Annotated in this window: 19 protein-coding genes; 7 read left to right on the forward strand and 12 right to left on the reverse strand. The window is 67.6% G+C overall.

Going from position 1 to position 24,088, the window contains the following annotated elements; translation table 11 throughout:
* Positions 1–35 precede the first annotated feature (35 nt).
* Together ETR14_RS08575 and ETR14_RS08580 are read left to right on the forward strand one after the other, a co-directional pair.
* Positions 36–917, forward strand: coding sequence for a LysR family transcriptional regulator (locus tag ETR14_RS08575; RefSeq protein ID WP_129384229.1), 882 nt, complete (start codon positions 36–38; stop codon positions 915–917).
* Entirely contained in the window at positions 914–2,458 is a 1,545-nt protein-coding gene (locus ETR14_RS08580) for a sodium:solute symporter (protein WP_129384230.1), read from the forward strand. The genes ETR14_RS08575 and ETR14_RS08580 overlap by 4 nt, the downstream gene beginning before the upstream one ends.
* On the opposite strand, the gene ETR14_RS08585 is transcribed toward ETR14_RS08580, so the two are convergent.
* From ETR14_RS08585 to ETR14_RS08595, 3 genes are read right to left on the reverse strand one after another with little or no spacing between them, the layout of a single operon-like run.
* Positions 2,436–3,224, reverse strand: coding sequence for a class III extradiol ring-cleavage dioxygenase (locus tag ETR14_RS08585; RefSeq protein ID WP_129384231.1), 789 nt, complete (start codon positions 3,222–3,224; stop codon positions 2,436–2,438). The two genes, ETR14_RS08580 and ETR14_RS08585, sit on opposite strands and share 23 nt — an antisense overlap.
* A gap of 47 nt (positions 3,225–3,271) precedes the next feature.
* Positions 3,272–3,763, reverse strand: coding sequence for a PIN domain-containing protein (locus tag ETR14_RS08590; protein ID WP_129384232.1), 492 nt, complete (start codon positions 3,761–3,763; stop codon positions 3,272–3,274).
* A complete protein-coding gene (locus ETR14_RS08595) occupies positions 3,763–4,125 on the reverse strand; it encodes a type II toxin-antitoxin system Phd/YefM family antitoxin (RefSeq protein WP_243455825.1) in 363 nt (120 codons plus the stop codon). Before ETR14_RS08595 ends, ETR14_RS08590 begins: the two co-directional genes overlap by 1 nt.
* A 114-nt stretch (positions 4,126–4,239) precedes the next feature.
* On the opposite strand from ETR14_RS08595, the gene ETR14_RS08600 reads away from it, so the two are divergent.
* Positions 4,240–5,616: a cation:proton antiporter gene (locus ETR14_RS08600; RefSeq protein WP_206186000.1), complete on the forward strand. Its 1,377-nt coding sequence runs from the start codon at positions 4,240–4,242 to the stop codon at positions 5,614–5,616.
* 187 nt (positions 5,617–5,803) lie between these two features.
* Here ETR14_RS08600 and ETR14_RS08605 read toward each other — a convergent pair whose 3' ends face one another.
* Complete coding sequence (locus ETR14_RS08605; RefSeq protein ID WP_129384234.1) at positions 5,804–7,354, reverse strand: tryptophan halogenase family protein; 1,551 nt, start codon at positions 7,352–7,354, stop codon at positions 5,804–5,806.
* Between the two features lie 68 nt (positions 7,355–7,422).
* Between ETR14_RS08605 and ETR14_RS08610 the strand changes: the two genes are divergently transcribed.
* The gene (locus ETR14_RS08610; protein WP_243455826.1) at positions 7,423–8,127 is read left to right on the forward strand and encodes an HPP family protein; all 705 of its coding nucleotides are present in this window, start codon (positions 7,423–7,425) and stop codon (positions 8,125–8,127) included.
* Here ETR14_RS08610 and ETR14_RS08615 read toward each other — a convergent pair.
* Positions 8,124–8,291, reverse strand: a complete 168-nt coding sequence (locus tag ETR14_RS08615) for a hypothetical protein (protein WP_243455827.1) — start codon at positions 8,289–8,291, stop codon at positions 8,124–8,126. The two genes, ETR14_RS08610 and ETR14_RS08615, sit on opposite strands and share 4 nt — an antisense overlap.
* 159 nt (positions 8,292–8,450) lie before the next feature.
* Between ETR14_RS08615 and ETR14_RS08620 the strand changes: the two genes are divergently transcribed.
* Positions 8,451–10,802, forward strand: coding sequence for an ATP-binding protein (locus ETR14_RS08620; protein WP_129384236.1), 2,352 nt, complete (start codon positions 8,451–8,453; stop codon positions 10,800–10,802).
* Between the two features lie 128 nt (positions 10,803–10,930).
* Here the strand turns inward: ETR14_RS08620 and ETR14_RS08625 are convergent, their stop codons facing one another.
* The 4 genes from ETR14_RS08625 to ETR14_RS08640 are packed head-to-tail and all read right to left on the reverse strand — an operon-like array spanning position 10,931 to position 17,277.
* Positions 10,931–12,397 (reverse strand): efflux transporter outer membrane subunit, encoded by a 1,467-nt coding sequence (locus tag ETR14_RS08625; protein WP_129384237.1) that lies wholly within the window; start codon positions 12,395–12,397, stop codon positions 10,931–10,933.
* 11 nt (positions 12,398–12,408) lie between these two features.
* Positions 12,409–15,582, reverse strand: coding sequence for an efflux RND transporter permease subunit (locus ETR14_RS08630; RefSeq protein ID WP_129384238.1), 3,174 nt, complete (start codon positions 15,580–15,582; stop codon positions 12,409–12,411).
* Positions 15,583–15,635: 53 nt separating this feature from the next.
* Positions 15,636–16,901, reverse strand: a complete 1,266-nt coding sequence (locus tag ETR14_RS08635; RefSeq protein WP_129384239.1) for an efflux RND transporter periplasmic adaptor subunit — start codon at positions 16,899–16,901, stop codon at positions 15,636–15,638.
* 13 nt (positions 16,902–16,914) lie between these two features.
* The gene (locus ETR14_RS08640) at positions 16,915–17,277 is read right to left on the reverse strand and encodes a hypothetical protein (protein WP_129384240.1); all 363 of its coding nucleotides are present in this window, start codon (positions 17,275–17,277) and stop codon (positions 16,915–16,917) included.
* Positions 17,278–17,317: 40 nt separating this feature from the next.
* Between ETR14_RS08640 and ETR14_RS08645 the strand changes: the two genes are divergently transcribed.
* Complete coding sequence (locus ETR14_RS08645) at positions 17,318–18,013, forward strand: TetR/AcrR family transcriptional regulator (protein ID WP_243455828.1); 696 nt, start codon at positions 17,318–17,320, stop codon at positions 18,011–18,013.
* Positions 18,014–18,020: 7 nt separating this feature from the next.
* Here the strand turns inward: ETR14_RS08645 and ETR14_RS08650 are convergent, their stop codons facing one another.
* The gene (locus ETR14_RS08650; protein ID WP_129384241.1) at positions 18,021–19,070 is read right to left on the reverse strand and encodes a methyltransferase domain-containing protein; all 1,050 of its coding nucleotides are present in this window, start codon (positions 19,068–19,070) and stop codon (positions 18,021–18,023) included.
* Between the two features lie 400 nt (positions 19,071–19,470).
* On the opposite strand from ETR14_RS08650, the gene mscL reads away from it, so the two are divergent.
* The gene (mscL, locus tag ETR14_RS08655; RefSeq protein WP_129384242.1) at positions 19,471–19,899 is read left to right on the forward strand and encodes a large conductance mechanosensitive channel protein MscL; all 429 of its coding nucleotides are present in this window, start codon (positions 19,471–19,473) and stop codon (positions 19,897–19,899) included.
* Positions 19,900–19,941: 42 nt separating this feature from the next.
* On the opposite strand, the gene ETR14_RS08660 is transcribed toward mscL, so the two are convergent.
* Positions 19,942–20,655 carry a Bax inhibitor-1/YccA family protein gene (locus ETR14_RS08660; protein ID WP_129384243.1) on the reverse strand — a complete coding sequence of 238 codons (714 nt, stop codon included), beginning with the start codon at positions 20,653–20,655 and terminating at the stop codon, positions 19,942–19,944.
* Positions 20,656–20,987: 332 nt separating this feature from the next.
* Positions 20,988–24,065: a bifunctional proline dehydrogenase/L-glutamate gamma-semialdehyde dehydrogenase PutA gene (putA, locus tag ETR14_RS08665; RefSeq protein ID WP_129384244.1), complete on the reverse strand. Its 3,078-nt coding sequence runs from the start codon at positions 24,063–24,065 to the stop codon at positions 20,988–20,990.
* Positions 24,066–24,088 lie beyond the last annotated feature (23 nt).

Raw genomic sequence — 24,088 nt, forward strand, 5'->3', positions numbered from 1 at the left:
TAGGCAGCCTATCACAAATTGATGAACATCGCCGCATGACCGATTGGGAGATGCACCGCACCTTCCTGTCCGTGCTCCGCGCCGGCAGCCTGAGCGGCGCGGCGCGTGCGCTGGGGCTGGTCCATCCGACGGTTCGCCGGCGCATCGAGGCGCTGGAGGCCGAGCTCGGCGCCGCTCTGTTCACCCGCGCGCCGTCGGGACTGATCCCGACCGCCACGGCCGAGCGGCTCCGCAGCCATGCCGAAGCGATGGAGCTCGCCGCCGCCGCCTTCGCCCGGGCGGCAGCCGAAGACCAGGCGCTGGCCGGGCCGGTGCGGATTTCGGCGAGCGAGGTGGTCAGCGTCGAAGTGCTGCCGCCGATCCTCGCGCCTCTCCGGGCCGCGCATCCGGCAATCCTGCTCGAACTCTCCGCCAGCAACCGAAACGAGGACCTGCTTCGCCGCGAAGCCGATATCGCCGTCCGGATGGTCGCGCCGCGGCAGGAAGCACTGGTCGCGCGGCGCATCGGAACGATTCCGCTTGGCCTGTTCGCCCGCCGCGACATGATCGGCGATCCGCCGAGGCGCCTGGAAGAGGTGATTGCACGCGGCCTGATCGGGGTCGAGCAGGACAATGCCGTCGTCCGGGCCATGCGCAAGGCCGGTCACCCGATCCGGCTGGAGGATTTCGCCCTGCGCAGCGACAGCGATCTCGTCCAGCTCGCCGCGATCCGAGCGGGGCTCGGCATCGGCATCTGCCAGGTCCGGCTCGGTGAAGCCGATCCCCGCCTCGTCCGCATCCTGCCGCAAGGCTTCCAGTTCGATCTCGACTGCTGGGTGGTGATGCACGAAGACCTGCGCTCGGTCGCTCGGGTACGCGCCGTGTTCGAGCGGCTTGTCGCCGGGCTGCTCGACCATGTCAGCGGCGCACCGTCGTGACCGGAGGCTTCACCGCGCTCGATTGGTCGATCGTCGGCGGCTACGTGCTGCTGCTCGCTTTGGCCGGTCTGCTGTCGACACGGCGGCAGCGGGATGCCGCCGATTACTTCCTGGCCGGACAGAGAGTGCCGGTCTGGCTGGTGGCCGTGTCGGTGCTGTCCACCACCCAATCGGCGGCGACCTTTCTCGGCGCGCCCGATTATTCCTTCCGCGGCGATTACACCTATCTCGCCAGCTATGCCGGGCCTCTGCTCGCGGCCTGGTTGATCTCCCGCTGGCTGATCCCGCGCCTGTACGCGCTTCGCGTCACCACCGTTTACGAGCTGCTGCGCCATCGCTTCGACGCTCGCGCGATGCGCGCAGCGGCCGGAATGTATCTGATCGGGCGGATTCTGGCGAGCGGTGCGCGCCTCTATCTGGCGGCGATCGCGGTGGCGATGATCGGTTTCGGCGAGGTCGGGCCGGGCTCGATCTTTCTGGCCTCGCTGGCTTTGATCGTGGTCGGCCTCGCCTTCACCTTCCTCGGCGGGCTGGAATCAATCGTGTGGACCGATCTCGTCCAGGTCTTGCTCTATACCGGCGCGGCGCTCGTCGTCCTGGTGCTGCTGCGGCTCGCCATCCCCGCCGACAACGGCGAGATCGTTGCGGCGCTCGCGGCGCCGGCGGACGGTGCCAGCAAGCTGCGCCTGCTCGACTGGTCGCTCGATCCGGCGGCGCCCTTTTCCGTGCTCGCGACGCTGACCGGCATCACCCTGTTGTTCTTCGCCAGCATGGGCCTGGACCAGGATACGACCCAGAGGCTGCTCGCCTGCCGCGACGCGCGCGAGGGCAGCCGCGCGCTCTATTGGTCGGTGCTGTCGGCGATCCCGGTGGTGCTGTTGTTCATGGCGATCGGATCCCTGCTCTACATCTTCTACGAGCGCCCCGATTTGATGGGCCGCAGCGCGGCCGCGGCCGGTGCGTTCCAGGGTGAGACGATCACCATCTTCATGCACTACATTCTGACCGAGCTTCCGGCCGGCCTGCGCGGCTTCGTCGCGGTCGGCATTCTGGCGGCGGCGGCGGTCAATTCGGGGCTGATCTCGATGGCGTCGGTGCTGATCGAGGATTTCTATCGACCCTGGATCTCGCGCCGTCGCACGCTCCCTGACGCGCATTTCGTGACGGCGGGGCGGATCGGAATGATCGTGCTCGGTGCCGCGCTGCTGGCGATGTCGGTGCTCTGCTATCATTGGCAGCACTATACCGACACGCCGCTGCTGACCTTCGCGCTGGCGGTGATGTCGTTCGCCTATTCCGGTCTGCTCGGCGTGTTCTTCACCGCCCTGTTCACCCGCCGCGGCTCTTCGGCCTCGGCGATGGCGGCACTCGCCACCGGGTTCGTGACGATCGTGGCGATGCAGCCTTATGTCGTCGACAGTCTCGGTCTTCCGGACGGTTGGAAGGCCATGGCGTTTCCGTTCCAGCTGTGCCTGGGAACGGCGGTGGCGTTCGTGACCTGCGCCGTCGCCCCCGGAATCAGTCGAAACGAAAGCCGCTGATCGCGGTTTGGAGCACGCGTTCGCCATAGACCCTGGCGCCCGCAATTTGCGAGGTGCCGGCGGCGACCATCAGCGGCACCAGATGTTCCTCCCGCGGATGAGACAATCGCCCGGCGGGGGCCTCCGCCCAGCCGGCGAGGGCGACGGCGCGTTCAGGGCCGGGCAGTTGCACCGCATCGGCGAGCCAGGCGTCGAAGGCTTCGGACGGCGCGGTGAAGCGGGGATCGCCATAGCCCCGCATGTTGTGGAAGCTCATCCCCGAACCCAGGATCAGCACGCCCTGTTCGCGCAGCGGCGCAAGCGCCCGTCCGGCAGCGATGTGCAGCGCGGGATCGAGGCTCCGATCGACGGACATCTCGATCATCGGGATCTCAGCCTCGGGAAAGGCGACCTTCATCGGCACGAACACGCCATGATCGAGCCCGCGTGCCGGATCGACTCCGGCTTCCAGCCCGGCACCTCGCAGCAGGGTGGCCGCGTTTGCGGCAAGCTCCGGCGCGCCCGGCACGTCGTAACGAAGCGCATAGGTGTGCGGCGGAAACCCGGAATAATCGTAGACGAGGCCCGGCCGCACGGCACCGGTAAAGGCGAAGCCCTCCGTCTCCCAATGGCCTGACACGACGATGATTGCGCTCGGCGGAGCGTCGAGGCTGGCGGGGAGAGCGCGGAGGAAGGCTGCCATGCCCGACCAGATGCCCTGCGGATCGTCCATGAAGAAGCAGGGTCCGCCGCCATGCGGCAGGAAGAAGGCGGGAAGGCTGGTCATTGGCTGTCCTGGATCGGATCGACGTCGTTCCCGCTTATGTGGGGCGTTCAGCCGCGGACGAACAGGTTCTTCAGCCAGAGCGGTCCGCTGCGCCCCGCCTGCTGCCAGTCGTCCTCCGCATCGTCCTCGTCGAAATCCCACGGATCGAGCAGCTTCAGCTTGGCGCCCTTGAACGCTGCCGTCTCTCGGGTGACGAGGGTGAGGCCGTGCTCGAGCGCGGTCGCCGCGAGCAATCCGTCGCGATCGTCGGCGATCGGCACCCTGGCGCGGCGGCGCACGATCGGGGCGTCGACCGCCAGCAGGCGCCCGGCAAAGGCGGGCAGGATCTGGTCGGCGATCCACGCGCCGATCGCCGCACCGGCCGCCTTGTCGCGTCGCGCGAGCCGCGCCGCGCCGCTCTGGAGCTCGAGCAGGCTGATGATGGAGAGGAACAGTTGCGTTCGGTCGGTGCCCGCGGCCCAACTGACCAGCCCTTCGCTGGTGCGGCGCGCTTTCGCACGGCGGAGTTCGGCAACCACCGTAGTGTCGAGCAGGTACATCAGCGGCGCCCGGGGGGACGTGGCCAGCCGCCGCGCGGCGGATCGTCGAGCGCGGCATCGAGATGATCGGACATGGCGAGCAGATCGACGATGGTCTCGCTCTGCCCGGACAGCCGCCGGAACGCCTCGATGCTGAGCAGGACATGGGTGGGGCGACCACGGTCCGTGACGAAGACCGGTGCGAGTCGCGCATCCCGCTTGGCCCGGCTCACGTCCTGGTTGAATTCGCGGCTGCTGAGCACCTTCATCCGCCACTTCCCCACCTTGGCGCCGACCGGGCGGGCGGCGCAGATGCGTAGGTACGTACCTACAATGTAGCGCCGCCGCAACAGATTGGACGGAACGGTGGAAAATGTGCGCACGGCCACTGAAAACCGACTGTTTCCCGGTTGCGGCGACCGCTCGGTCCGGGGCCAAGTCGGCACGACGGCCCCATGTCGGCCGACCGAAACAGGATTCCTTGGGAGGGGGACCGAATGATTTCCGAATTTCTGAACATGCTCGGCAGCGCCGTTGCCGACGTGCTCAAGCCGCACGGACCTGCGGTCGCCGGCGCGCCGTCCAGCTACGCGCCCGGCGACTTCAGCATCCATTTCTTTCTTCAGCTCGCCGTCATCCTGATCGCCTGCCGGGTGGTCGGCTGGCTCGGCAAGAAGCTGCTCGGGCAGCCGCAGGTGGTCGGCGAGATGATCGCCGGTGTGGTGCTCGGCCCCTCGCTGCTCGGCCTTCTGTTCCCGGACCTTCAGGCCGCCATCTTCCCCAAGGAGACGCGCAACGTCCTCTACACCGGCGCGCAGCTCGGCGTCGGCCTGTACATGTTCCTGGTCGGGATCACGCTGGAGATCGATCATTTCAAGTCCAAGGCGCGCAGCGCCTTCGGCGTGTCGCTCGCCGGAATCGTGATGCCGTTCCTGGTTGCGGCGGCGATCACGCCGCTGCTGCTGAACGTGCCGGGGCTGTTCGCGGCGGGGATTTCGACCAGCAGCGCGACCCTGTTCATGGGCGCCTGCATCGCGCTGACCGCCTTTCCGATGCTCGCCCGCATCATCAACGAGCGCGGGCTGGCGAAGACCTCGCTCGGCACATTGTCGCTGACCGCGGGCGCGTTCGACGACGCGGTTTCGTGGTGCGTCCTCGCCATCGTTCTCGCCACCTTCGGCGCCGGCCCGGGAGTCGCGGTGCTCGCGATCGTCGGCGGCGTCGGTTACGCCACCTTCCTGATGCTGTTCGGGCGCAGGTTGCTGGCGCCGCTCGGCCGCGCCGTCGAGCGCGCCGGCGAGATGAGCATGACCGTGCTCGCGATCACCATGACGCTCTTCTGCCTTTCCGCCTTCTTCATGGACGCGATCGGCATCCACGCCATCTTCGGCGGCTTCATCCTCGGGGCGGTGATGCCGCGCGGGCTCTTCGCCGAGGAACTGAAGAAGAAGGTGGAGCCGCTTGCCGTGGTGCTGCTGCTGCCGATGTTCTTCACCTATTCCGGCCTGAACACGCGCATGGACATGGTCAACAGCGCGGAATTGCTGCTGATTGCGCTCGGCATCCTCGCCGCGTCGATCTTCGCCAAATTCGGCGCCTGTTATGCCGCCGCCCGCATTGCCGGCGAGAACAATCGCACCGCGCTCGGCATCGGCGCGCTGATGAATTCGCGCGGGTTGATGGAGCTGATCATCATCAACATCGGCCTTCAGAAGGGCATCATCGGCCCGACCCTGTTCTCGATGCTGGTGCTGATGGCGATCGTCACCACGGTGATGGCGAGCCCGCTGTTCGAACTGGTCTACGGCCGCAAGGCGCGGGCGAGCGGCGAGCTCGACGCGCTCGACGGCAAGCTGGCGGCGGGGGCGGCCTAACCGCCCACCATCATCAACGAACATCCGTTCGGGCTGAGCTTGTCGAAGCCCTCCCTTCTTCCTCCTCGTACAAGGTAAAGAAGGGGCTTCGACAGGCTCAGCCCGAACGGAGATGGGGATGGGGATGATCCCTGGTGACTTGCTGTGGAAGCCCAACAGGCGTCAGGGCTGGCGGCCGTTTGGTGCCTCAAAGCGCGAACGCCGGTTCGCCTTCCGCATTGATCTGTTCGATCAGGGCGCGATGGGCGGGCAGATCCTGGGTGGCGCGTTCGCCGAAATTGCGGATGCGGGCGAAGATCCGGTCGGCGGCGCGGACGTTCGGAAAATCGCCGCGGCCGGGCGAGAGATCGGTCCGGAAGCCCATTCCGTAGAGAATATACTGGTAGTTGAAGAAGGCGAAGGATTCGAGATCGAGAATGAAATCGAACCGCCCCGGCGGACGATACCGCCATTGTTCGAGCAGCTCCTGCAACCGCTCGGGAATCGAAGCCGGGTCGCGATTGTCGCGCCAGAAGGGCTCTTGCCGCTGGCTGAGGCAATAATGCAGCTTCAGGAAGGTGATGATGTTGTCGTAGCGGGCAGCCATCAGCTGATTGAACCGGCGCGCCGGTGCGTCGATCGGCCCGCTGTGCGGGAACATCTCGGCGACCATCGCGATCGCCGCCTCGATCAGCACGACGCCGGTCGATTCGAGCGGCTCGAGGAAACCGCCGGCAAGGCCGACGGCGACGCAATTGCCGATCCATTGCCGTTCGCGATAGCCAGGCTCGAATTCGATCCGGCGCGGCGAAAGATCGTCCGCCGCCGCGCCGACATAAGCCCGCAGGATGTCCGCGGCGCGATCGTCGTCGACATGGTCGGCGGAATAGACGCAGCCGATGCCGCGTGCGCCCCGCAGGCCGATGTCCCAGATCCAGCCCGCCTCATGGGCGGTGGCGATGGTGTAGCTTTCGAGCGGCGCGGCGGCGCTCGCATAGGGAATCTTGCAGGTCAGCGCGCGGTTGGTGAACAGGACGGAGCGGATCGACTTGAGCGGCTCTCCGAGTGCACGTCCGATCAGTTCGGCGCGGAAGCCGGTGCAATCGACGTAGAGATCGGCCTCGATCGCGCCGTGCCGCCGGGTCAGCACCCGGGCGATGCCGCGATCATCCGTTTCGACACCCTCGATCCTGTCCTCGACATGGCCGACGCCGAGTTCGCCGGCGCGCTCGGCGAGGACATGGGCGAGGCTGGTCGCATCGAAATGGTAGGCATAGTTGAGCGGCCCCGAGAAATCGCTCTCGTCGGGACGCTTGGGGGCCCGCTTGGCCTCGGCGACCCGGTTTTGGATCGTCATCGCCTCTGCGAAGGGGCGGCGGGTACGGGGATCCTGAAGCAGCCAGTAGGGCACCAGTTCGGCGTCCTCGGCATAGAAAGGCGCCTCGAACGGATGAAAGAAGTGATCGTGGACGCCGTTCTCCGGCGTGCGCGCCCAGTCGGCGAAGCGGATCCCCTGCTTGAATGTGGCGGAGGTTTCGCGGATGAAGCGCGCCTCCTCGATCCCGAGGAACTTCAGCGTATTCCGGATCGTCGGAAAGGTGCCCTCACCCACCCCGATGATCCCGATCTCGGCAGATTCGAGCAGAGTGATTTCGACGTGTTGATTGTCGGGCAGGCCCAAGGAACGGGCGAGATAGGCGGCGGCGAGCCAGCCGGCCGTGCCGCCGCCAACGATCAGGATCCTGCGTTTGCTCTCCATGGCTCCGGCATATCGCAGCCGATCGCGCGCGAACAGGGCGCGCGGCGAGGATGGCCGGTCACCGCCTGATGCGCCGTCTTCTCATCCCTGTGCGGCTGTTCGTGCCGCTGCTTGCCGGCGCGCGCTGGTCCGACCGCCTGATCGCCTGCCTGGGTGCGCTGATCGGCATCGCCGCCACCGCTGCCGCATCGAGCGTGGCGCCACATGTCGGCGCCTTTCCGTTTCTGGTCGCTCCGATGGGCGCCTCCGCGGTGCTGCTGTTCGCGGTACCCTCGTCGCCGATGGCCCAGCCATGGCCGATCCTTGGCGGCAGCATCGTCTCGGCGCTCGTCGGCATCTGCGTCGCGCGCCTCGTCCCCGATCCTCATTGGGCGGTCGGGATCGGGGTATCGCTCGCCATTCTGGCGATGTCGGCGCTGCGCTGCCTGCACCCGCCCGGCGGCGCCTGCGCGATCCTGCCGATCCTTGCCAGCGGCCAATCCGCGGCGACCGATTTCGGCTTCGCATTGCTCCCCGTCGGCCTCAATGCGCTGCTGCTGATCGCGATGGGACTGCTGTTCCACCGTTTCTCCGGCCATTCCTATCCGCATCGCCCGGTGCCGGTCGCCGGCCACAAGGTGGTCGCGACCGTCAATGGAATCCTGACCGAGGATGTCGATGCGGCGCTGGAGGAGCTCGGCGAGACGTTCGACGTCGCCCGCGAGGATCTCGATCTGCTGTTCCGGGTGGCCGAGCGGCACGCCCTCGACCGGGTGCAACCGGCCCGGCGCTAATCCCGTTCGCCGGCGCGCTGCTCGGCTTCGTCGATCGCTGCCAGCAGATCTTCGAACTCGCTGACGTCGGTAAGCGGAATGGCCCTGCGAAAACCGGCCCCGAGCATTTCAAGATCGCGCTGCGTCAGAAGTCCCACGGCGACGATCTTCTCGGGGTTGGCCACTCGCTGCTCCTTCATTCGCTTGCCCCCTCCAACGCCGCGACGTCGGCAAACGTGCCATTCGTTTCACGCGCGAACCGGCGCGGCCGCTCTCGCCTGCGCCGGCGTTCCCCGCTAGAAGCGCCCGGCACGGGGGTGCGGAACAAGGGAGGGACGAGCCGGATGAATGCAGCGTCGCTGACCGACGGCGCGGAATTCCAGAGCTTTGCCGAAGCTCTGCCGGTGATCTGTTGGGTGGCCGAGCCGGACGGACGCGTGCGCTGGGTCAACCGGCGCTGGCACGAACAGACCGGCGAGGCCCCGGACGACATCGAATCCCACCGTCCGCTGATCGATGCGGTGCGGGAGAATGGCGCGCGCAACGTCGCGTTCAGCGCAAGCGCGGACCTGCACCATGTCGAGGGCGGCTTGCGCGCCTTTCTTCTCTCCTCACGACCGGTGCGGGGCGAGGACGGCGCGATCGCCTATTGGATCGGCACCGCGGTCGAGGCCGGCGACGGGCTCGACCGGTCGCAAGCCTTCCTGCTGCGCCTCGGCGATGCCATTCGCGACGAATATGATCCCGAGACGATCCTCACCATCGTCTCCGACCAGATCGGATCGGAGCTTCACGCCGACCGCATCGTCTATGCGACGATCGACTGGGAGGCGGGCATGATGCGGGTGAACCGCGACTGGCGTGCCGATGCGCCGGCATCGCCCGCGCACGATTATCCGATGACGGAATTCCCCGAGGATTATGTTCGGGCCCACAGCCGCGGCGAGCCGCTGGTCTCGTTCGAAGTCGGAGCCGACGCGGACGTTTCGGGCGCCATGCGCGCGCGTTTCCTGGGCGCCGGCGTGCAGGCGTTCGCCAGCGTGCCCCTGGTCAAGGGCGGCGTGCTTCGCGCGATCATGTCGGCTCAGCAATCCGCGCCCCGGCGCTGGACGGCAGCGGAGCTCCGCCTGCTCGACGAGGTCGCGGAACGGACCTGGGCGACATTGGAGCGCGCCCGTGCCGACGCCGCGTTGCGGGACAGCGAGAAGCTGTTCCGCACCGTCACCGAAGCGCATCCGATCCCGGTGGTGATCGCGCAGGACGGCGGCATCATTCTCGCCAATCCTGCTTATTACGAGATGCTGGGCGTTGGCGAAGGCGATGCGCGCGCGGAAGATCCGCTCCGCTGGACCAAGGACCCGCAGGAATTTTCGGCGTTTCTGGATTTCGTCCGCGCCAATCCCCGGCACGACAATTACGAGGCCGAATTCCTGCGCGACGGAGTCCGCTTCCCGGTGACGATCAACTGGCGACGGATCACCTACAAGGGCGCGCCGGCGGTGATCGCGTCGATCGTCGATCTGACCGAGCGCAAGCGCCACGAGGACGAGCTTGCCCGGTCCCGCGATGCGCTCCACCAGGCCGAGAAGCTGACCGCGCTCGGCAGCCTGCTCGCCGGGGTCAGCCACGAACTCAACAATCCGCTGACGATCGTCACCGCCCAGAGCGCTTTGCTGGAAGAACTGGCGGAGGGAAGCGAGTTCGCGACCCGCGCCGAGAAGGTCCGGCGGGCGGCGGAGCGTTGCTCCCGAATCGTCCAGACCTTTCTCGCCATGGCCCGGCAGAAGGCGCCGGAGCGGCGAAGCGTCGCCGCCGGCGAGATCGTCGAGGCCGCGCTCGACCTCACCGAATATTCGCTGCGGACGGCTGGGATCGCAGTCACCTGCGACATCGCCCCCGATCTGGCGCCGCTCCACGCCGATCCCGATCAGCTTCATCAGGTGCTGGTCAATCTGATCGTCAATGCGCAGCAGGCGCTGCAGGAGCAGCAGGGGCCGCGCCGGCTTGCGGTGCGGGTTGCCCGGGCACCCGACCCCGCCAGGATCCGGATCGAGGTGGAGGATAACGGCCCCGGCGTGCCCGACGAGATCCGGCGGCGGGTGTTCGAGCCGTTCTTCACCACCAAGCCGCAGGGCAGCGGCACCGGCGTCGGCCTGAGCTTCTCGCTCGGCCTGGTGGAGGCGCATGGCGGTTCGCTCCAGCTCGTCGACACGCCGGGCGGCGGCGCCTGCTTCCGGATCGAGCTTGGCACCGCCGACCGGGTCGAGGCCTCGCTGCTGGAGGCCGAGCAGCTGGCACCGCCGTCCGGCGAGCGCGGCCTCGTGCTGGTCGTCGACGACGAGGCCGACGTCGCCGAAGTGCTGGGGCTGTTCGCCGAGCGTGCCGGCTATACGGTCGAGATCGCGGCCAGCGGCGACGAGGCCCGAAGCCGGCTGGAGACGGCCGATTTCGACATCATCCTGTCCGATCTGCGCATGCCCGGGCTCGACGGCCCGGGCCTGTTCGACTGGATCGCATCGGAGAAACCGCATCTGGTGCCGCGGATCGGCTTCGTCACCGGAGACACCCTCAGCGAAGGCGCCGCCCGCTTCGTCGAGCGATGCGGCCGGCCGGTGATCGAGAAGCCGTTCAGCGGGGACAGCGTGCGCAAGCTGCTGACGGAGCTGCGGCCGGCGGCGCGCGGGGCGAACGCGTAACCTCTGGAAAAGCTTGGTCCCGTTCGGACTGAGCCTGTCGAAGTCCTTCCTTCACTTCTTCTTGCTCAAAGGGGAAGAGAAGGACTTCGACGGGCTCAGCCCGAACGGGTCATGTTTGCTACGCGAGTCTAGCGGCGCGCCGCCAGGGCCGCGCCGGGCGAGGCCGCCGCCTGCGCCGCGGCCTGGCTCTGGCCTTCCGACCAGCCGCCGCCGAGGGCGCGGAAGAGGTCGATCTGGGCGCCGGCGATCCGCGCCTCGGACAAAGCGAGATCCGCTTCCGCTTCGGTGAGAGTACGCTCGGCATCGAGCACCGCCAGCGAATCGGTGCGGCCGGCGCGGAGGCGGGCGCGCTCGATCTCGGCGGCGCGGCGGGCCGCATCGCGGGCGGAGGCGAGTGCCGCTCGGCGATCGATCTCGTGGCGATAGGCGGACAGCGCGGTTTCGGTTTCGCGCAGCGCCTCGAGCACTGCGCCGTCGAACCGCGCAAGGGCGGCGTCCGCCGATGCTTCGGACGCCCGGATCCGCGCCCGGGTCGCTTCCTGGTTGGGGAAGGACCAGTTGATCAGCGGCCCGAGCAGGAAGCGGAACGCGCCGCCCGTGAACAGGTCGCCGATCGAGGTTGCGGTGGCGCCGACGGAGCCGCCGAGAGTGATGTTCGGGTAGAGATCGGCGGTCGCCACCCCGATCCGCGCAGTCTCGGCGGCGAGCCTGCGTTCGGCCTCGCGCACGTCCGGCCGCCGGGCGATCAGGCCGGCCCCGTCCCCGACCGGGATCGCCCGATCGAGTTCGAGGATGGTCCGGCGCGCGCCCGCACTCGGGGACAAGGAGGCGGGCGCGCGACCGGTGAGCGCGGCGAGGCGGAACAAGGCCCCGTCGCGCTCGGCTCGAAGCGTCGGCAATTCGGCACGCTGCTGGTCGCGCAGAGAGGTAACGCGAACCACGTCGAGCCGCGTGCCGAAGCCGGCTTCGAATCTTTTCTGGGTGACGCCGAGCGTACGATCGATCAGCGCGAGGCTGCGTTCGGCGACGTCGAGCCGCTCCGCGGCAGCCGCGGCGTCTGCGTAAGCACGGGTGGTCTCCGCGGCGACGGAGACCTGGACGGCATGGCGAACCTCCGCGGTGGCGGCGACGTCGGCGCGGGCCGCCTCGATCGAGCGGCGAACCCGCCCGGCGAGATCGACCTCGTAGGCGACGTCGAGGCCGCCGTCGAAGCTCCAATCCTCACGGTCCACCCCTGCAGGGATCTGGCCCTCGGCGACGCGGCCGTACCCGGCCGAGGCCCCGACCGAGGTCTGCGGCAGGCGGCGCGAGCGTGTCTCTCGCAGCAGCGCACGCGCGCGTTCCAGGTTGGCGGCGGCGACGCGGAGATCGGTGTTCGCCCGGAAGGCGTCCGCGATCAGCGCGTCGAGCACCGGGTCCTGGTAGAGGCGCCACCAGTCGCCCTGCGGCTCCTCCAGAGTGAAAGCGGGATTGGCGGCACCGAGCAGGGGCGCCGTCGCCGCCGAGGGGGCGTCCGGGCGGACGTAATCGGGGCCCGCCGTGCAGGCGGCGAGCGCGAGCAGGCTGACAAGGACGGGAATTCGGAAGCGGGACATGGTCGGTTTCCTCATTCGGCCGGCTGCAGCGTCGGGGCTGCGTCCGGACGGCGGCGGCGCCACGGCAGGCGAACGCGCAGGGTGCGGCAGGCGACGTAGAAGGTCGGGGTGAAGACGAGGCCGAAGAAGGTCACCCCGATCATGCCGAAGAAGACGGCGGTGCCGAGCGCCTGGCGGTGCTCCGCGCCGGCGCCGGTCGCCGTCACCAGCGGGAGCACGCCGAGGATGAAGGCGAAGCTCGTCATCAGGATCGGCCGCAGCCGCATCTGCGCCGCCTCGATCGCGGCCTCGATGGCGCTCAGCCCGCGTTCCTCAGCCTGTTTGGCGAATTCGACGATCAGGATCGCGTTCTTCGCGGCGAGGCCGATCAGCACGATGAGGCCGATCTGGGTCAGGATGTTGTTGTCCATGCCGCGGATGTTCACGCCCGCCATCGCCGCGAGCAGGGTCATCGGCACGATCAGGATCACCGACAGCGGCAGCATCAGGCTTTCGAACTGCGCCGCCAGCACCAGAAAGACGAACACGACGGCGAGGCCGAAGACCAGGGCGGCGACGTTGCCTGCGGCCTTTTGCTGGAAGGCGAGATCGGTCCACTCGCCGCGGAACCCGGCCGGCAGGCTCTGCGCGAGCCGCTCCATGGTTCCGATCGACTGGCCGGTCGAGTAGCCCGGCGCCGTCTCGCCATCGACCTCGACCGCGCGGAAGAGGTTGTAGCGCACCACCCGGTACGGCCCGGTGCGATCCTCGAAGGTGGCGACGGCGCCGACCGGGACCATGCGGCCGCTGTCCGAGCGGGTCTTGAGCTGGCCGATGTCGGACAGATCGTCGCGCGCCCGGTTCTCCGCCTGCGCGGTCACCCGGAAGGTGCGGCCGAGCAGGTTGAAGTCGTTGACGTAGGCGGAGCCGAGATAGACCTGAAGCGCCTCCCAGACCCGGCTCGGCGGAACCCCCATCATGTCCGCCTTGGTGCGATCGATGTCGGCGTAGATGCGGGGCGTGGCGGTGTTGAACAGGGTGTAGACCTGGGTCAGGCCCTCCGCCTGGTTGGCGGCGCCGATCAGGCCACCGGCCGCCTTTTCGAGCGCCTGATAGCTCTGGCCCTCGCGTGCCTGGACCATCATCCGATAACCGCCGCCATTGCCGATGCCCTGGATGACCGGCGGCCCGATCACCATCACCATCGCTTCGTTGATGTCGGCCACGGCCTTGCGCATGTCGGCCTGGATGGCAGCCTCGCTGCGCCCGGTCTTGGCACGGTCGGCATAAGGATCGAAGGTGACGTAGGCGGCGGCGGCGTTCGGCGCCTGGGTGGAGGAGGCGCCGTCGAAGCCGGCGAACATCACCGCCTCGGCGATTCCGTCGACCTTGAGGAGCCGTTCGGTGACCTTCTTCAGCACCTTGTCGGTGCGTTCGATCGACGAGCCCGGCGGAAGCTGGACGACGGCGAGCGCGTAATTCTGGTCCTGCGCGGGGATGAAGCCGCCCGGCGTCGCCGAGAACAGGAAGAAGGTTGCGGCGATCAGCACGCCGTAGGTGACAAGGACCCGGCCGCTGCGCTTTAGCAGGGCCGCGGTGGTCCTGCCGTACCAGCCGCTCAGGCGATCGAAGGCCCGGTTGAAGCGCTCGCCGGCAAGATGCGGGTAGCGGCGCCAGCCGGTCACCGGCACGTCATGCGCCTTCGGCCGCAGCAGCAGGGCGGCAAGGGCGGGCGACAAGGTCAGCGAGAGCAGCAGCGAAATCAGAGTCGCGGCCGAGATGCTGACCGCGAACTGACGGTAGAATTCGCCGGAAATGCCGGTGAGGAACATCGTCGGTACGAACACGGCGCAGAGCACGAGCACGATCGCGACCAGGGCGACCGCGACCTCGTCCATCGAGCGATGGGCGGCATCGCGCGGGCTCATCCCCCGTTCGAGATTGCGTTCGACATTCTCGACGACGACGATCGCGTCGTCGACGACGATGCCGATCGCCAGCACCAGCCCGAACAGGGACAGGGTGTTGAGCGAATAGCCGAAGGCGGCGAGCACGGTGAAGGTGCCGATCAGCGACACCGGGATCGCGACCACCGGGATGATCGCGGCCCGCCAGCTCTGCAGGAAGACGAGGATGACGATGACGACGAGCACGATCGCCTCGAGCACCGTCATCTGCACGGCGGTGATCGATTCGCTGATGAACTCGGTCGGGTTCCAGACGATCCGATATTCGAGACCCTTGGGGAAATCCTTGGCGGCGTCGGCCAATTGGGCCTTGACCCCTTCGGCCGCGGCGAGCGCGTTGGTGCCGGGCCGCTGGGTGATGCCCATGATGATCGAATCGGTGTTGGAGAGGTAGGCGTTGACGCCGTAATCCTCGGCGCCGAGCTCGACGCGGCCGACGTCCGACAGTCGCGTGACGGCGCCGTCGGGGCTGCGCTTGACGATGATCTTCGCGAATTCCTCGGGCGCGGTGAAGCGACCCTGGGTCTCGACGTTGAGCTGATAGGCGGCGCCGGTGTCGAACGGCGGCTGGCCGACCGCACCCGCGGCGACTTGAACGTTCTGGGCACGCAGCGCGCTGACGATCTCGCCGGCGGTCAGGCCGATGGCGGAGGCACGCGCCGGATCGATCCAGATCCGCATCGCATAGTCGCGGGCGCCGAACACCTGGACGTCGCCGATGCCGTCGACCCGGGTCAGCCGGTCGCGAATCTGGGTGAGCGCGTAATTGGAGACATAGGAACGGTCGAGCGAGCCGTCGGGCGAGAGGATGTTCACCGCCATCAGCCAGGAGGGCGACGACTTGCGGACGACCACCCCCTGACGCCGCACCTCTTCGGGCAGACGCGGCTGGGCGAGCGCGACACGATTCTGCACCAGCACCTGGGCGGAATCGAGATCGGTGCCGAGCTTGAAGGTGACGGTGATGGTGACTCGGCCGTCGCCGGTCGACTGGCTCGACATGTAGAGCATGTCGTCGACGCCGTTGATCTCCTGCTCGATCGGCGCGGCGACGGTGTCGGCGACCGTCTCGGCCGACGCGCCGGGATAATTGGCGCTGACCGTCACCGTCGGCGGTACGACGTCGGGATATTGGGAGAGCGGAAGCCCGAAATAGGCGAACGCGCCGACGATGGTGATCACCACCGCAATGACTGCGGCAAAGATCGGGCGCCGGATGAAGACGTGGCTCAGTCTCATCGTCTGGTCTTTCGATTTTCAGGGCCGGCCGCGCCTGGACGCGGCCGGCGGGATCAGTTTGCGAGCGTCGCCTGGGAAGGCGGCGGCGCGAGATCGGGTTGCGGTGCCGGCGCCGGCGCGGCGTCGGCGATCCTGACGGCACGAACGTTCACCTTCGCGCCCGGCTGGGCCATCTGCACACCGTCGATCACGACCACGTCGTCCGGCCTCAGGCCCGAGCGGATCGCGCGAAGCGTGCCGACCCGGGCACCGACGGTGACCGGCCGCGCTTCGACGACATTGCCCTTGCCGACCACCAGCACGATCTTGCGCGCCTGATCGGTCATCACGGCGGCATCGGGCACCAGCAGCGCATCTCGGCGCACGCCGGAGGCGAGGCGCATGTTGCCGAACATGCCTGGCGTCAGGAAGTGGGTCGGGTTGGCGACGACCGCGCGGCTGCGCATCGTTCCCGAATCCGCCGCGATGCGATTGTCGTTGAAATCGACCCGTCCCTTCCACCGGTAATCGGCTTCGTCCTGCAGGCGGATTTCGACCTGCGGCGCGGCCCCCGCTTCGCGGCTGCGCTGCGCGCGCAGATAGAGGCCTTCGGAGCCGTCGAAGACGAAATGGATCGGATCGAGCGCGACGATCGTGGTCAGCAGAGTGTCGTTGGCTGCAACCAGATTGCCGCCATGGACGCGGCGATCGGAGATACGGCCGCCGATCGGCGCGCGAATGCGGGTGAAATCGACGTCGAGCGCGCGCTGCTGGACGACGGCGTCAAGCGCCGCAACCTGCGATTGCGCCGAGGCGACGGCCGCCCGGCGGGTGTCGACCTCCTCGCGCGAGATGGCCTCGTCATCGACGAGGGCGGTGGCCCGGGCGAGCTCGGCGCGGGCGAGGGCAAGCGCCGTGCGGGCGGCACTGGCGCGGGCGCGCGCCTCGTTGAGGGCGGCGACGAAGGGCCGATCGTCGAGCGTGAACAGCAATTGTCCCTGCCGGACGATCTCGCCGTCGCGGAAGTGGACGGCGCGCAGCTGGCCGGAGACCCGCGGCTTGATGTCGACCCAGCGGCTGGGCTCGAACCGGCCGGAATAATCGTCCCATTCGACGAGGCTGCGCTGGATCGGCCTGGCCGCGTTCACGGTCGGCATCGGCGGGGCATCGGCATGGGCTTCCCTGGCGCCGAACAAAGTCCAGCCGCCATAAGCGAGAAGCACGATCAGCAGCAGGATGATGCCGAGGCCGAGCCGCGAAATCTTGCGTGGTGCGCTCTCGCGCACGTCCGGGGGCGTCGGCGTCGCCACGCCCGGTCCGGTGGAAGGAGAGAGATACATGAGAGAGCTTCCGTCAGCGTGCGGAGAAGGAGGATGCGGTGAGCGCGCGCGCCTGAACCGGCGAGAAGCCGGCCGACAGGAAGCGCTCGACATCGTCGGGCGGCGGCACCCCGCCGGTCAGGCGGGTGCGCACCGAAAAGCGGCGGAGCGCTTCGAGCTGCGGGTTGGCCAGCGGCTTCGCGTCAGCGAGGTCGAGCAGCCGGCCGAGCAGCGCGACGAGCGCACGCGGCAGACGCAGCCAGCGTTCGGCTTCGCGCCGTCCCAAGGCGATCACTTCGCGCTCGATCGGGCCGAAGATCGGCGATTCGGCCACCCATTCCGTAGCGTCAGAGCGAGTCGCAGAGCCGGTCGATTCGGCAAAGTTGCGATTAGCCATTGATTTCCTCCCTCAAATCAGCCACATACCGATGCGAAGAATGTTACTGACCGGTACGTCCTTACGTGTTACGTACCGTTCAGTAACATTTCGTCAAGGCCTGTTCGGGAATATTTCTGCGATGGTGGCAAGGAATCAGACGGTGGAGTGCGGCTCGGGCTGCGGCGAACCGAAGAAGAATGCGGCGGCCCGGATCTTCGAGACCGCGCGCGATCTCTTCTACCGCCGCGGCATTCGCGCCGTGGGCGTCGACGAGATCGTCTGCAGTGCCGGCGTAACCAAGCCGAGCCTGTATCGCAGCTACGCCTCCAAGGACGATTTAGTCGCCGCCTGCCTGGTGTCGTACGCGGACGAATCCAGGGCGAGCATCGACGCGAGGCTGGAGGCCGCCGGGCCGGAGCCGCTTGCCAGATTGCACGCCCTCATCGACCATTATGCCGCGCAGACCAGCGATCCCGATTTCCGCGGCTGTCCGATGACCAACACTGCGGTCGAGTTTCCGGAGGCAGACAATCCCGGTCGCGGCATTGCCGAGACCTGCAAGTCGGAGGTGCGCGAGCGCATCCTGGGGCTCGCCCGTCAGATCGACACCAAAGAGCCCGAATCGCTTACCGACGGGCTCGTCCTGCTGATCGAGGGGGCCTTCAGCACCCATCACATCTTCGGGTCACAGGGCCCGTCTATCTGTCTCCGAAAAGCGGCCTATCGGCTGATCGAGTCCTACCGCAAATCCTGAGGCGGGGTCAGCAGCAAGGACTGCTGCCCGCCGCCGTTTCGACAGGCGTGAACGGCAAGGACGTTCCGCAGCCGGGAAACACGCCGAAATGCCGGCTGAAATCCCCGAAGAAATCGAAATGGGGCGCGAAGCGGGTCTCGGCCAGCATCCGCCAGCTGTTGCCGCACACCGGAAACATGCGCCCGGCCTCCAGAACATGGTGGCCATCGAGGGTAAAGCTGTGCTCCGAGCCATCGATCGTGCCGCGGTAGCGTACCGCCTGCCCGTAATCCTCGCATTGCGGCTCAAGCCCCGCCAGCTTGAACAGCCGGTAGGTGGCGGAAAAGAAGCGGATGCCGGCCAGCGTGGCGGCAATCTGCGGATCGTCGATCGCCAGCGGCCGATCGGTGACGAGACGCGGATCGCCGAAGCCGCTGGCCTTGGCGATGGCCTGGAAATCGCCCCAATAGAGCGCCCCCGACAGGCATTCGCCGTGCAGGACCGGGTCGGAGAGCAAGGCGGACGGAACCCGCCGATCCGCATAGACGTCGGAGAAATAGAGCTCACCGCCTGGCTTCAGCAGCCGGTGCGCGGCCCGGAAGACCGCGCCCTTGTCGGCGACGAGGTTGATCACGCAGTTCGAGACGATGAGGTCGAAGCTTTCCGCTTCGAGCGGCAGATCGTCGAGCCGCTCGATGTCCCCTTCGAGAAAGTGGACGTTCGACGCGCGATAGCCGAAGCGCGCACGATGCCAATCGAGATGGCGGCGCGCCACATCGAGTTGCTGGGGCGTTGCGTCTACGCCGACGACCCTGCCGCTCTCACCGACCAACTGGGCGAGCAGATAGGCATCCTGCCCCGATCCCGATCCCAGATCCAGAACCGAAAGCCCGCGCACCGCGTCCGGCACGACGAGGCCGCATCCATAATAGCGCGCCCGAACCTCGTCATGGACGTTGGCGAGCGCGGCGCGGACGGCGGGCGGCGGCGCCTCCATGGTGCAGCACGCATCGGTTCTCAGATCGGCCGATCCGGTGAGCGTCTGGCCATAATAGGAACGGCTGTTCTCGAGGTTCATCGCGGACTCCTGGCAAGAGCGCCCTGCTACCCCATCCCCTTTCGGCGATCCATCGTTACGCGGGGCGGCCGCGACCCTGGCCCGCTGGCGCCGATGCAGCGCCCGGCAATCCGATAGGCCGTCGCCCCTGATATCGGCGATCCCGGCCGGCCTCGACCTGCCGCTGTGGACGAGCACGAGCCAGGGTCCCCAGGCAGAGACGGTTCGAAGGCGACCGCGCCTTTCGCGTCGCCATCCCCCTCGCGGCGGATCGATTCGCGAGGGCGTGGAAGGCCGCAGCGCGTCGTTCAGCCATATGGTTCAACGTCAAGCAAGCCCGCCGAGGCGTCAAGTCGGGGCGCAGTTGCCTGCGTCGCCCGTCAGGCGGTATCCTTCGCGCCGACAGGCAGGAGAGACGAAGATGGCGGGATTTCGGGAATTCATCGCGCGCGGCAACGTGCTCGATCTGGCGGTGGCGGTGATCATCGGTGCGGCGTTCGGGACGATCGTCACCTCGCTGACCAACGATCTGCTGATGCCGATCGTCGGCGCGGTCGTCGGCGGCCTCGATTTCTCCAACTATTTCCTGCGGCTCGGACCGATCCCAGCCGGCTTCACCGGCGATCCGACCAGCTACGCGGCGCTGAAGGCCGCTGGGGTCGCGGTGATCGGCTATGGCAGCTTCGTGACGGCCGTGGTCAATTTCCTGATCCTTGCCTTCATCATCTACCAGATCGTTCGGGTCGCCAAGCGGATGGAGCGCCCCAAAGCCGAGCCGGCGGCGCCCCTGCCCTCCGACGAATTGCTCGTGCTGCGCGAAATCCGCGACGAGCTTCGCAAGCGCCCCTGAGGTTTAGGCGCGAAGCGGATCCGCCGCTCCGCGCCACCTGCCTCACTCCTCGCGCTGACCGAAGAAGGTCAGCAGCAGCTGGAACAGGTTTACGAAGTTCAGATAGAGCGAGAGCGCGCCCATCACGCCCAACTTCTCGGCGTGCGACGTTCCCGCATAGGCGACATACATCGATTTCGCCTGCTGCGTGTCCCATGCGGTAAGACCGGTGAAGACGAGCACGCCCGCGATCGAGACCGCCATCTGCAGCGCGGTCGAGCCGATGAAGACGTTGACCAGGCTGGCGATGACGACGCCGATCAGGCCCATGAACAGGAAGGTGGACCATTTGGTCAGATCGCGCCTGGTCGTATAGCCCCACAGGCTGACGCTGAGGAACATCGCCGCCGCGATGAAGAAGGTCCGGGCGATGCTGGCGCCGGTAAAGACCAGGAAGATGCTGGCGAGCGAAACGCCCATCACTGCGGCAAAGGCGAAGAAGGCCATGCGCGCCGAACCGACCGACATCCTCTCCATCCGGAACGAGAGGAAGAAGACGAACGCCAACGGCGCGAACATCGCCACCCACTTGAGCGGCGTGCCGAAGATCGCCGCCGTCAACGCCGGGCTGCTCGCCACCCCGAAGGCGACGAGACCGGTGATGACGAGGCCGATACCCATGTTGTTGTAGATGGAAAGCATGTGCCGGCGCAGGCCGGCATCGAAGGCGGCGCCCGAAACCGGCGCCGGCCGATATTGTGCGAAAGGTGTATTCATCGCCACACTCCAATCGAATTGCAGTTCGATCGAGCAGGCTGCGATGGGAGGAGCGTTGACATGCCACCTGAACCAGCATCGAGCTTGCTCGATGCGGTCCGACATCACGGCGTCCACGAGGACGACCGCCAGAGGGGCCCGGTCCGCGCATCCAATTTAGCTGAAATCGGAGCGGTTTCAAGTGTTGCCGGCGCGTTGGCCAAGCGATTGCATTTGATCTTCTCATCCTCCCCATCCGCTGCGCGGACAGAGAGGATGAGAAGGTTCCATGCGCTCGCGCAGCCACCAAGCGCACGGTGCGGAGAGGCGCATCGCCGCCCCCGCCGCAGCTCTTACAAGCCGACGTCCTCCAGGCTGAGCAAAGTCGCGTTGCCGCCGGCGCTGGTCGTGTCGGTGCTGGTCACCCGCTCGGCGCAGAAGCGCGGCAGATAGTGCGGGCCGCCGGCTTTGGGACCGGTGCCCGAGAGCCCCTCGCCGCCGAATGGCTGGGAGCCGACGATCGCGCCGATCATCGAGCGGTTGACGTAGAGGTTGCCGGCGGTGGCGAGCTCCTCGACCGTCTCGGCGGCGCGGGCGATGCGACTGTGCAGGCCCATGGTGAGGCCGAAGCCCGACCGATTGACCCGCTCGACCGTCTCGGCGAGTTGGCCCGCCTTCCAGGTGGTGACGTGGAGCAACGGACCGAACCACTCCTTGCGGACGTCTTCGATCCGGTCGACCCGGATCAAGGTCGGCGGCACGAACAGCCCCTGTTCGGGCACGTCGACCGTCTTCACCCACTTGGAACGGGTTGCTTCACGGTGCCCCATCAGCCGTTCATACGCGCCCCGATCGATCACCGGCCCGACATCGGTCCGCGGATCGGCCGGATCGCCGACGATGAGCGTGTCCATCGCCCCGGCGAGCATTTCGAGCGTGCGTTCGGCAATCTCCTCCTGCAGCAGGAGGACGCGCAGCGCCGAGCAGCGCTGCCCGGCCGAGCGGAAGGCCGAGGTGACGACGTCCACCACCACCTGTTCGGGCAGAGCGGTCGAATCAACGATCATGGCATTGATGCCGCCCGTCTCGGCGATGAACGGCACGATCGGGCGTTCCTCATCGTCGAGCAGGGATCGCGCGATCCGCTTGGCCGTCGCGGTGGAGCCGGTGAAGGCGATGCCGGCGATGCGGCTGTCCTCGACCAGAGCGGCGCCCATATCGGGCCCGCCGGCGGCGAGGATCAGCACGTCCTCCGGAACGCCGGCGCCATGCGCGAGACCCACCGCGAACGCCGCGATTTCGGGCGTCTGCGGCGCAGGCTTGGCGACCACGGCATTCCCCGTGACCAGCGCGGCGCTGACCTGGCCGAGGAAGATGGCGAGCGGGAAGTTCCACGGTGCGATGCACACCCAGACACCGCGGCCTTTCATCCGCAGTAGGTTCTTCTCGCCCGTGGGCCCGGGAAGCTCGATCGGCTGCAGGCCGGTGCGCGCCTGCTGGGCATAGTAACGGCAGAAGTCGACCGCTTCGCGGACTTCGGCGAGCGCGTCGGGGATGGTCTTCTTCGCCTCCTGGACGCAGATTCGCATCAGCGTGTCGCGTTCCTGCTCGAGCAAATCGGCAAGACGATCGAGGCAGGCGGCGCGATGCTCGATCCCGGCGCCATCCCAGGCCGGGAAGGCGGCGAGGGCGCGGGAGACGGCAGCCTTCGCGTCACCGGCGCAGTCGGTCCAATTCTCGCCGGCCGAGGTGACCGGCCCCTTCTCCCCTGCAGCGGAGAGGGATGGTCCTCCCGTCACTGCAGCGGCTTCGACTCCCCCGCCCCCGGCCCCTCCCCTGAAGGGGAGGGGAGCGACCACGTCCGCGACCCGCTTGAGCTCGACCCGATCGGCGAGATCGAGGCCCTCGCTGTTGCCGCGGATCGGTTCGAACAGATCCTTGGGCAGCGGGATGCCCGGGTGCCGGCTGCCTGCGACGGCAGCGATCTTCGCGACCGGATCGGCAAGGATGTCGGCATCGCTGAGCCGCTCGTCGGCGAGCTGATGGACGAAGCTTGAGTTGGCGCCGTTCTCGAGCAGCCGTCGCACGAGATAGGCGAGCAGATCGCGGTGGCCGCCGACCGGCGCGTAGATGCGGGTGTGGTAGCCCTGCTCGCGAACCAGTTGTTCGTAGAGGCCTTCACCCATGCCGTGCAGCCGCTGGAACTCGAAGTCGCGACTGTCGCCGGCCCATTCGAGGATGGTGGCGACGGTCAGCGCATTGTGGGTGGCGAAGGCGGGATAGATGTTCTTCGCCGCGAGCATGTCGCGGGCGCAGGCGAGATAGGAAACGTCGGTCGACGCCTTGCGGGTGAACAGCGGGTAATCGGCGAGCCCCTGCTCCTGGGTACGCTTGATCTCGCTGTCCCAATAGGCGCCCTTGACCAGCCGTACCGCAATGCGCCGACCGGTGGCGGCGCCGACCGCGTCGGCCCAGGCGAGCACGGGACGGCAGCGTTTGCCATAGGCCTGGACGGCCATGCCAAGCCCGTCCCAGCCCTTGAGCGCCGGCAATCCGGCCACCGCCTCGATGATGTCGAGGCTCATCTCGAGCCGCTCGCTCTCCTCGGCATCGATGGTGAAGGCGATGCCGAGTTCCTTCGCGAGGGTCGCGAGCGCTTCGACCTGCTCGATCAGCGAGGAGACGGAGCTTTCGTAATGCGCAACCTCGTAGCGCGGGTGGAGGGCCGAGAGCTTGACCGAAATGGAATGGCCGCGGTTCGCGACCTTGCCGACCGCGCGGATCGCCTGCTCGTAGGAGACGAAATAGCGCCGGGCGTCGTCGAACGTGCGCGCGGATTCGCCGAGCATGTCGAAGCTGGCGGTGAAGCCGCGATTCTCCTTCTTGTCCACGCGGCCGATCGCCTCGTCGATGGTCCGGCCCATCACGAAGATCTCGCCCATCAGCCGCATCGCAGCGCCCACGGCCTGACGCACGAACGGCTCGCCGGCGCGGGAGAAGAGCCGCTTGAGGGCGCTCGCCTGCTCGCTTTCACCGACCAAAGCGCGGCCGATGACCAGTCCCCAGGTGGCCGAATTGACCAGTTTCGAGTGCGACTTGCCGGCATGAGCACGCCAATCGGCATTACCGAGCTTGTCGGCGATCAGGGCGTCAGCGGTTTCGGGATCGGGCACCCGCAGGAAGGCTTCTGCGAGCGACAGCAGGGCAACGCCTTCCGAGGTGTTGAGCCGGTATTCCTGGAGGAACTGGTTGACCCAGCCTGAGGATTGCGCGGCGCGCAGCTCGGCGAGAATGCCGAGCGCGCGCGATTCCACCCGCCGTCGGGCGTCGGGCGTCAGCGCCGCGTCACGCAGCAGCGGGATGAGGATTTCGGGCTCTGCAGCCCGGTGGAGGCGGCGGATCGCGTCGCGATGGCTCGGAGTCGTCAGCATGCCGCAGGAATAGCTTGTTTCCG

This window comes from Sphingosinicella sp. BN140058, from assembly GCF_004135585.1.
Taxonomy (GTDB): domain Bacteria; phylum Pseudomonadota; class Alphaproteobacteria; order Sphingomonadales; family Sphingomonadaceae; genus Allosphingosinicella.

What these genes read in the sequence shown, in the direction of transcription:
- ETR14_RS08625 (WP_129384237.1), bottom strand. Translation starts at nt 12,397, where the DNA reads ATGTCCCGCTTCCGAATTCCCGTCCTTGTCAGCCTGCTCGCGCTCGCC.
- ETR14_RS08605 (WP_129384234.1), bottom strand. Translation starts at nt 7,354, where the DNA reads ATGGAGAGCAAACGCAGGATCCTGATCGTTGGCGGCGGCACGGCCGGC.
- mscL (WP_129384242.1), top strand. Translation starts at nt 19,471, where the DNA reads ATGGCGGGATTTCGGGAATTCATCGCGCGCGGCAACGTGCTCGATCTG.
- ETR14_RS08640 (WP_129384240.1), bottom strand. Translation starts at nt 17,277, where the DNA reads ATGGCTAATCGCAACTTTGCCGAATCGACCGGCTCTGCGACTCGCTCT.
- ETR14_RS08660 (WP_129384243.1), bottom strand. Translation starts at nt 20,655, where the DNA reads ATGAATACACCTTTCGCACAATATCGGCCGGCGCCGGTTTCGGGCGCC.
- ETR14_RS08635 (WP_129384239.1), bottom strand. Translation starts at nt 16,901, where the DNA reads ATGTATCTCTCTCCTTCCACCGGACCGGGCGTGGCGACGCCGACGCCC.
- putA (WP_129384244.1), bottom strand. Translation starts at nt 24,065, where the DNA reads ATGCTGACGACTCCGAGCCATCGCGACGCGATCCGCCGCCTCCACCGG.
- ETR14_RS08650 (WP_129384241.1), bottom strand. Translation starts at nt 19,070, where the DNA reads ATGAACCTCGAGAACAGCCGTTCCTATTATGGCCAGACGCTCACCGGA.
- ETR14_RS08600 (WP_206186000.1), top strand. Translation starts at nt 4,240, where the DNA reads ATGATTTCCGAATTTCTGAACATGCTCGGCAGCGCCGTTGCCGACGTG.
- ETR14_RS08610 (WP_243455826.1), top strand. Translation starts at nt 7,423, where the DNA reads ATGCGCCGTCTTCTCATCCCTGTGCGGCTGTTCGTGCCGCTGCTTGCC.
- ETR14_RS08575 (WP_129384229.1), top strand. Translation starts at nt 36, where the DNA reads ATGACCGATTGGGAGATGCACCGCACCTTCCTGTCCGTGCTCCGCGCC.
- ETR14_RS08630 (WP_129384238.1), bottom strand. Translation starts at nt 15,582, where the DNA reads ATGAGACTGAGCCACGTCTTCATCCGGCGCCCGATCTTTGCCGCAGTC.
- ETR14_RS08590 (WP_129384232.1), bottom strand. Translation starts at nt 3,763, where the DNA reads ATGTACCTGCTCGACACTACGGTGGTTGCCGAACTCCGCCGTGCGAAA.
- ETR14_RS08620 (WP_129384236.1), top strand. Translation starts at nt 8,451, where the DNA reads ATGAATGCAGCGTCGCTGACCGACGGCGCGGAATTCCAGAGCTTTGCC.
- ETR14_RS08645 (WP_243455828.1), top strand. Translation starts at nt 17,318, where the DNA reads ATGTTACTGACCGGTACGTCCTTACGTGTTACGTACCGTTCAGTAACA.
- ETR14_RS08585 (WP_129384231.1), bottom strand. Translation starts at nt 3,224, where the DNA reads ATGACCAGCCTTCCCGCCTTCTTCCTGCCGCATGGCGGCGGACCCTGC.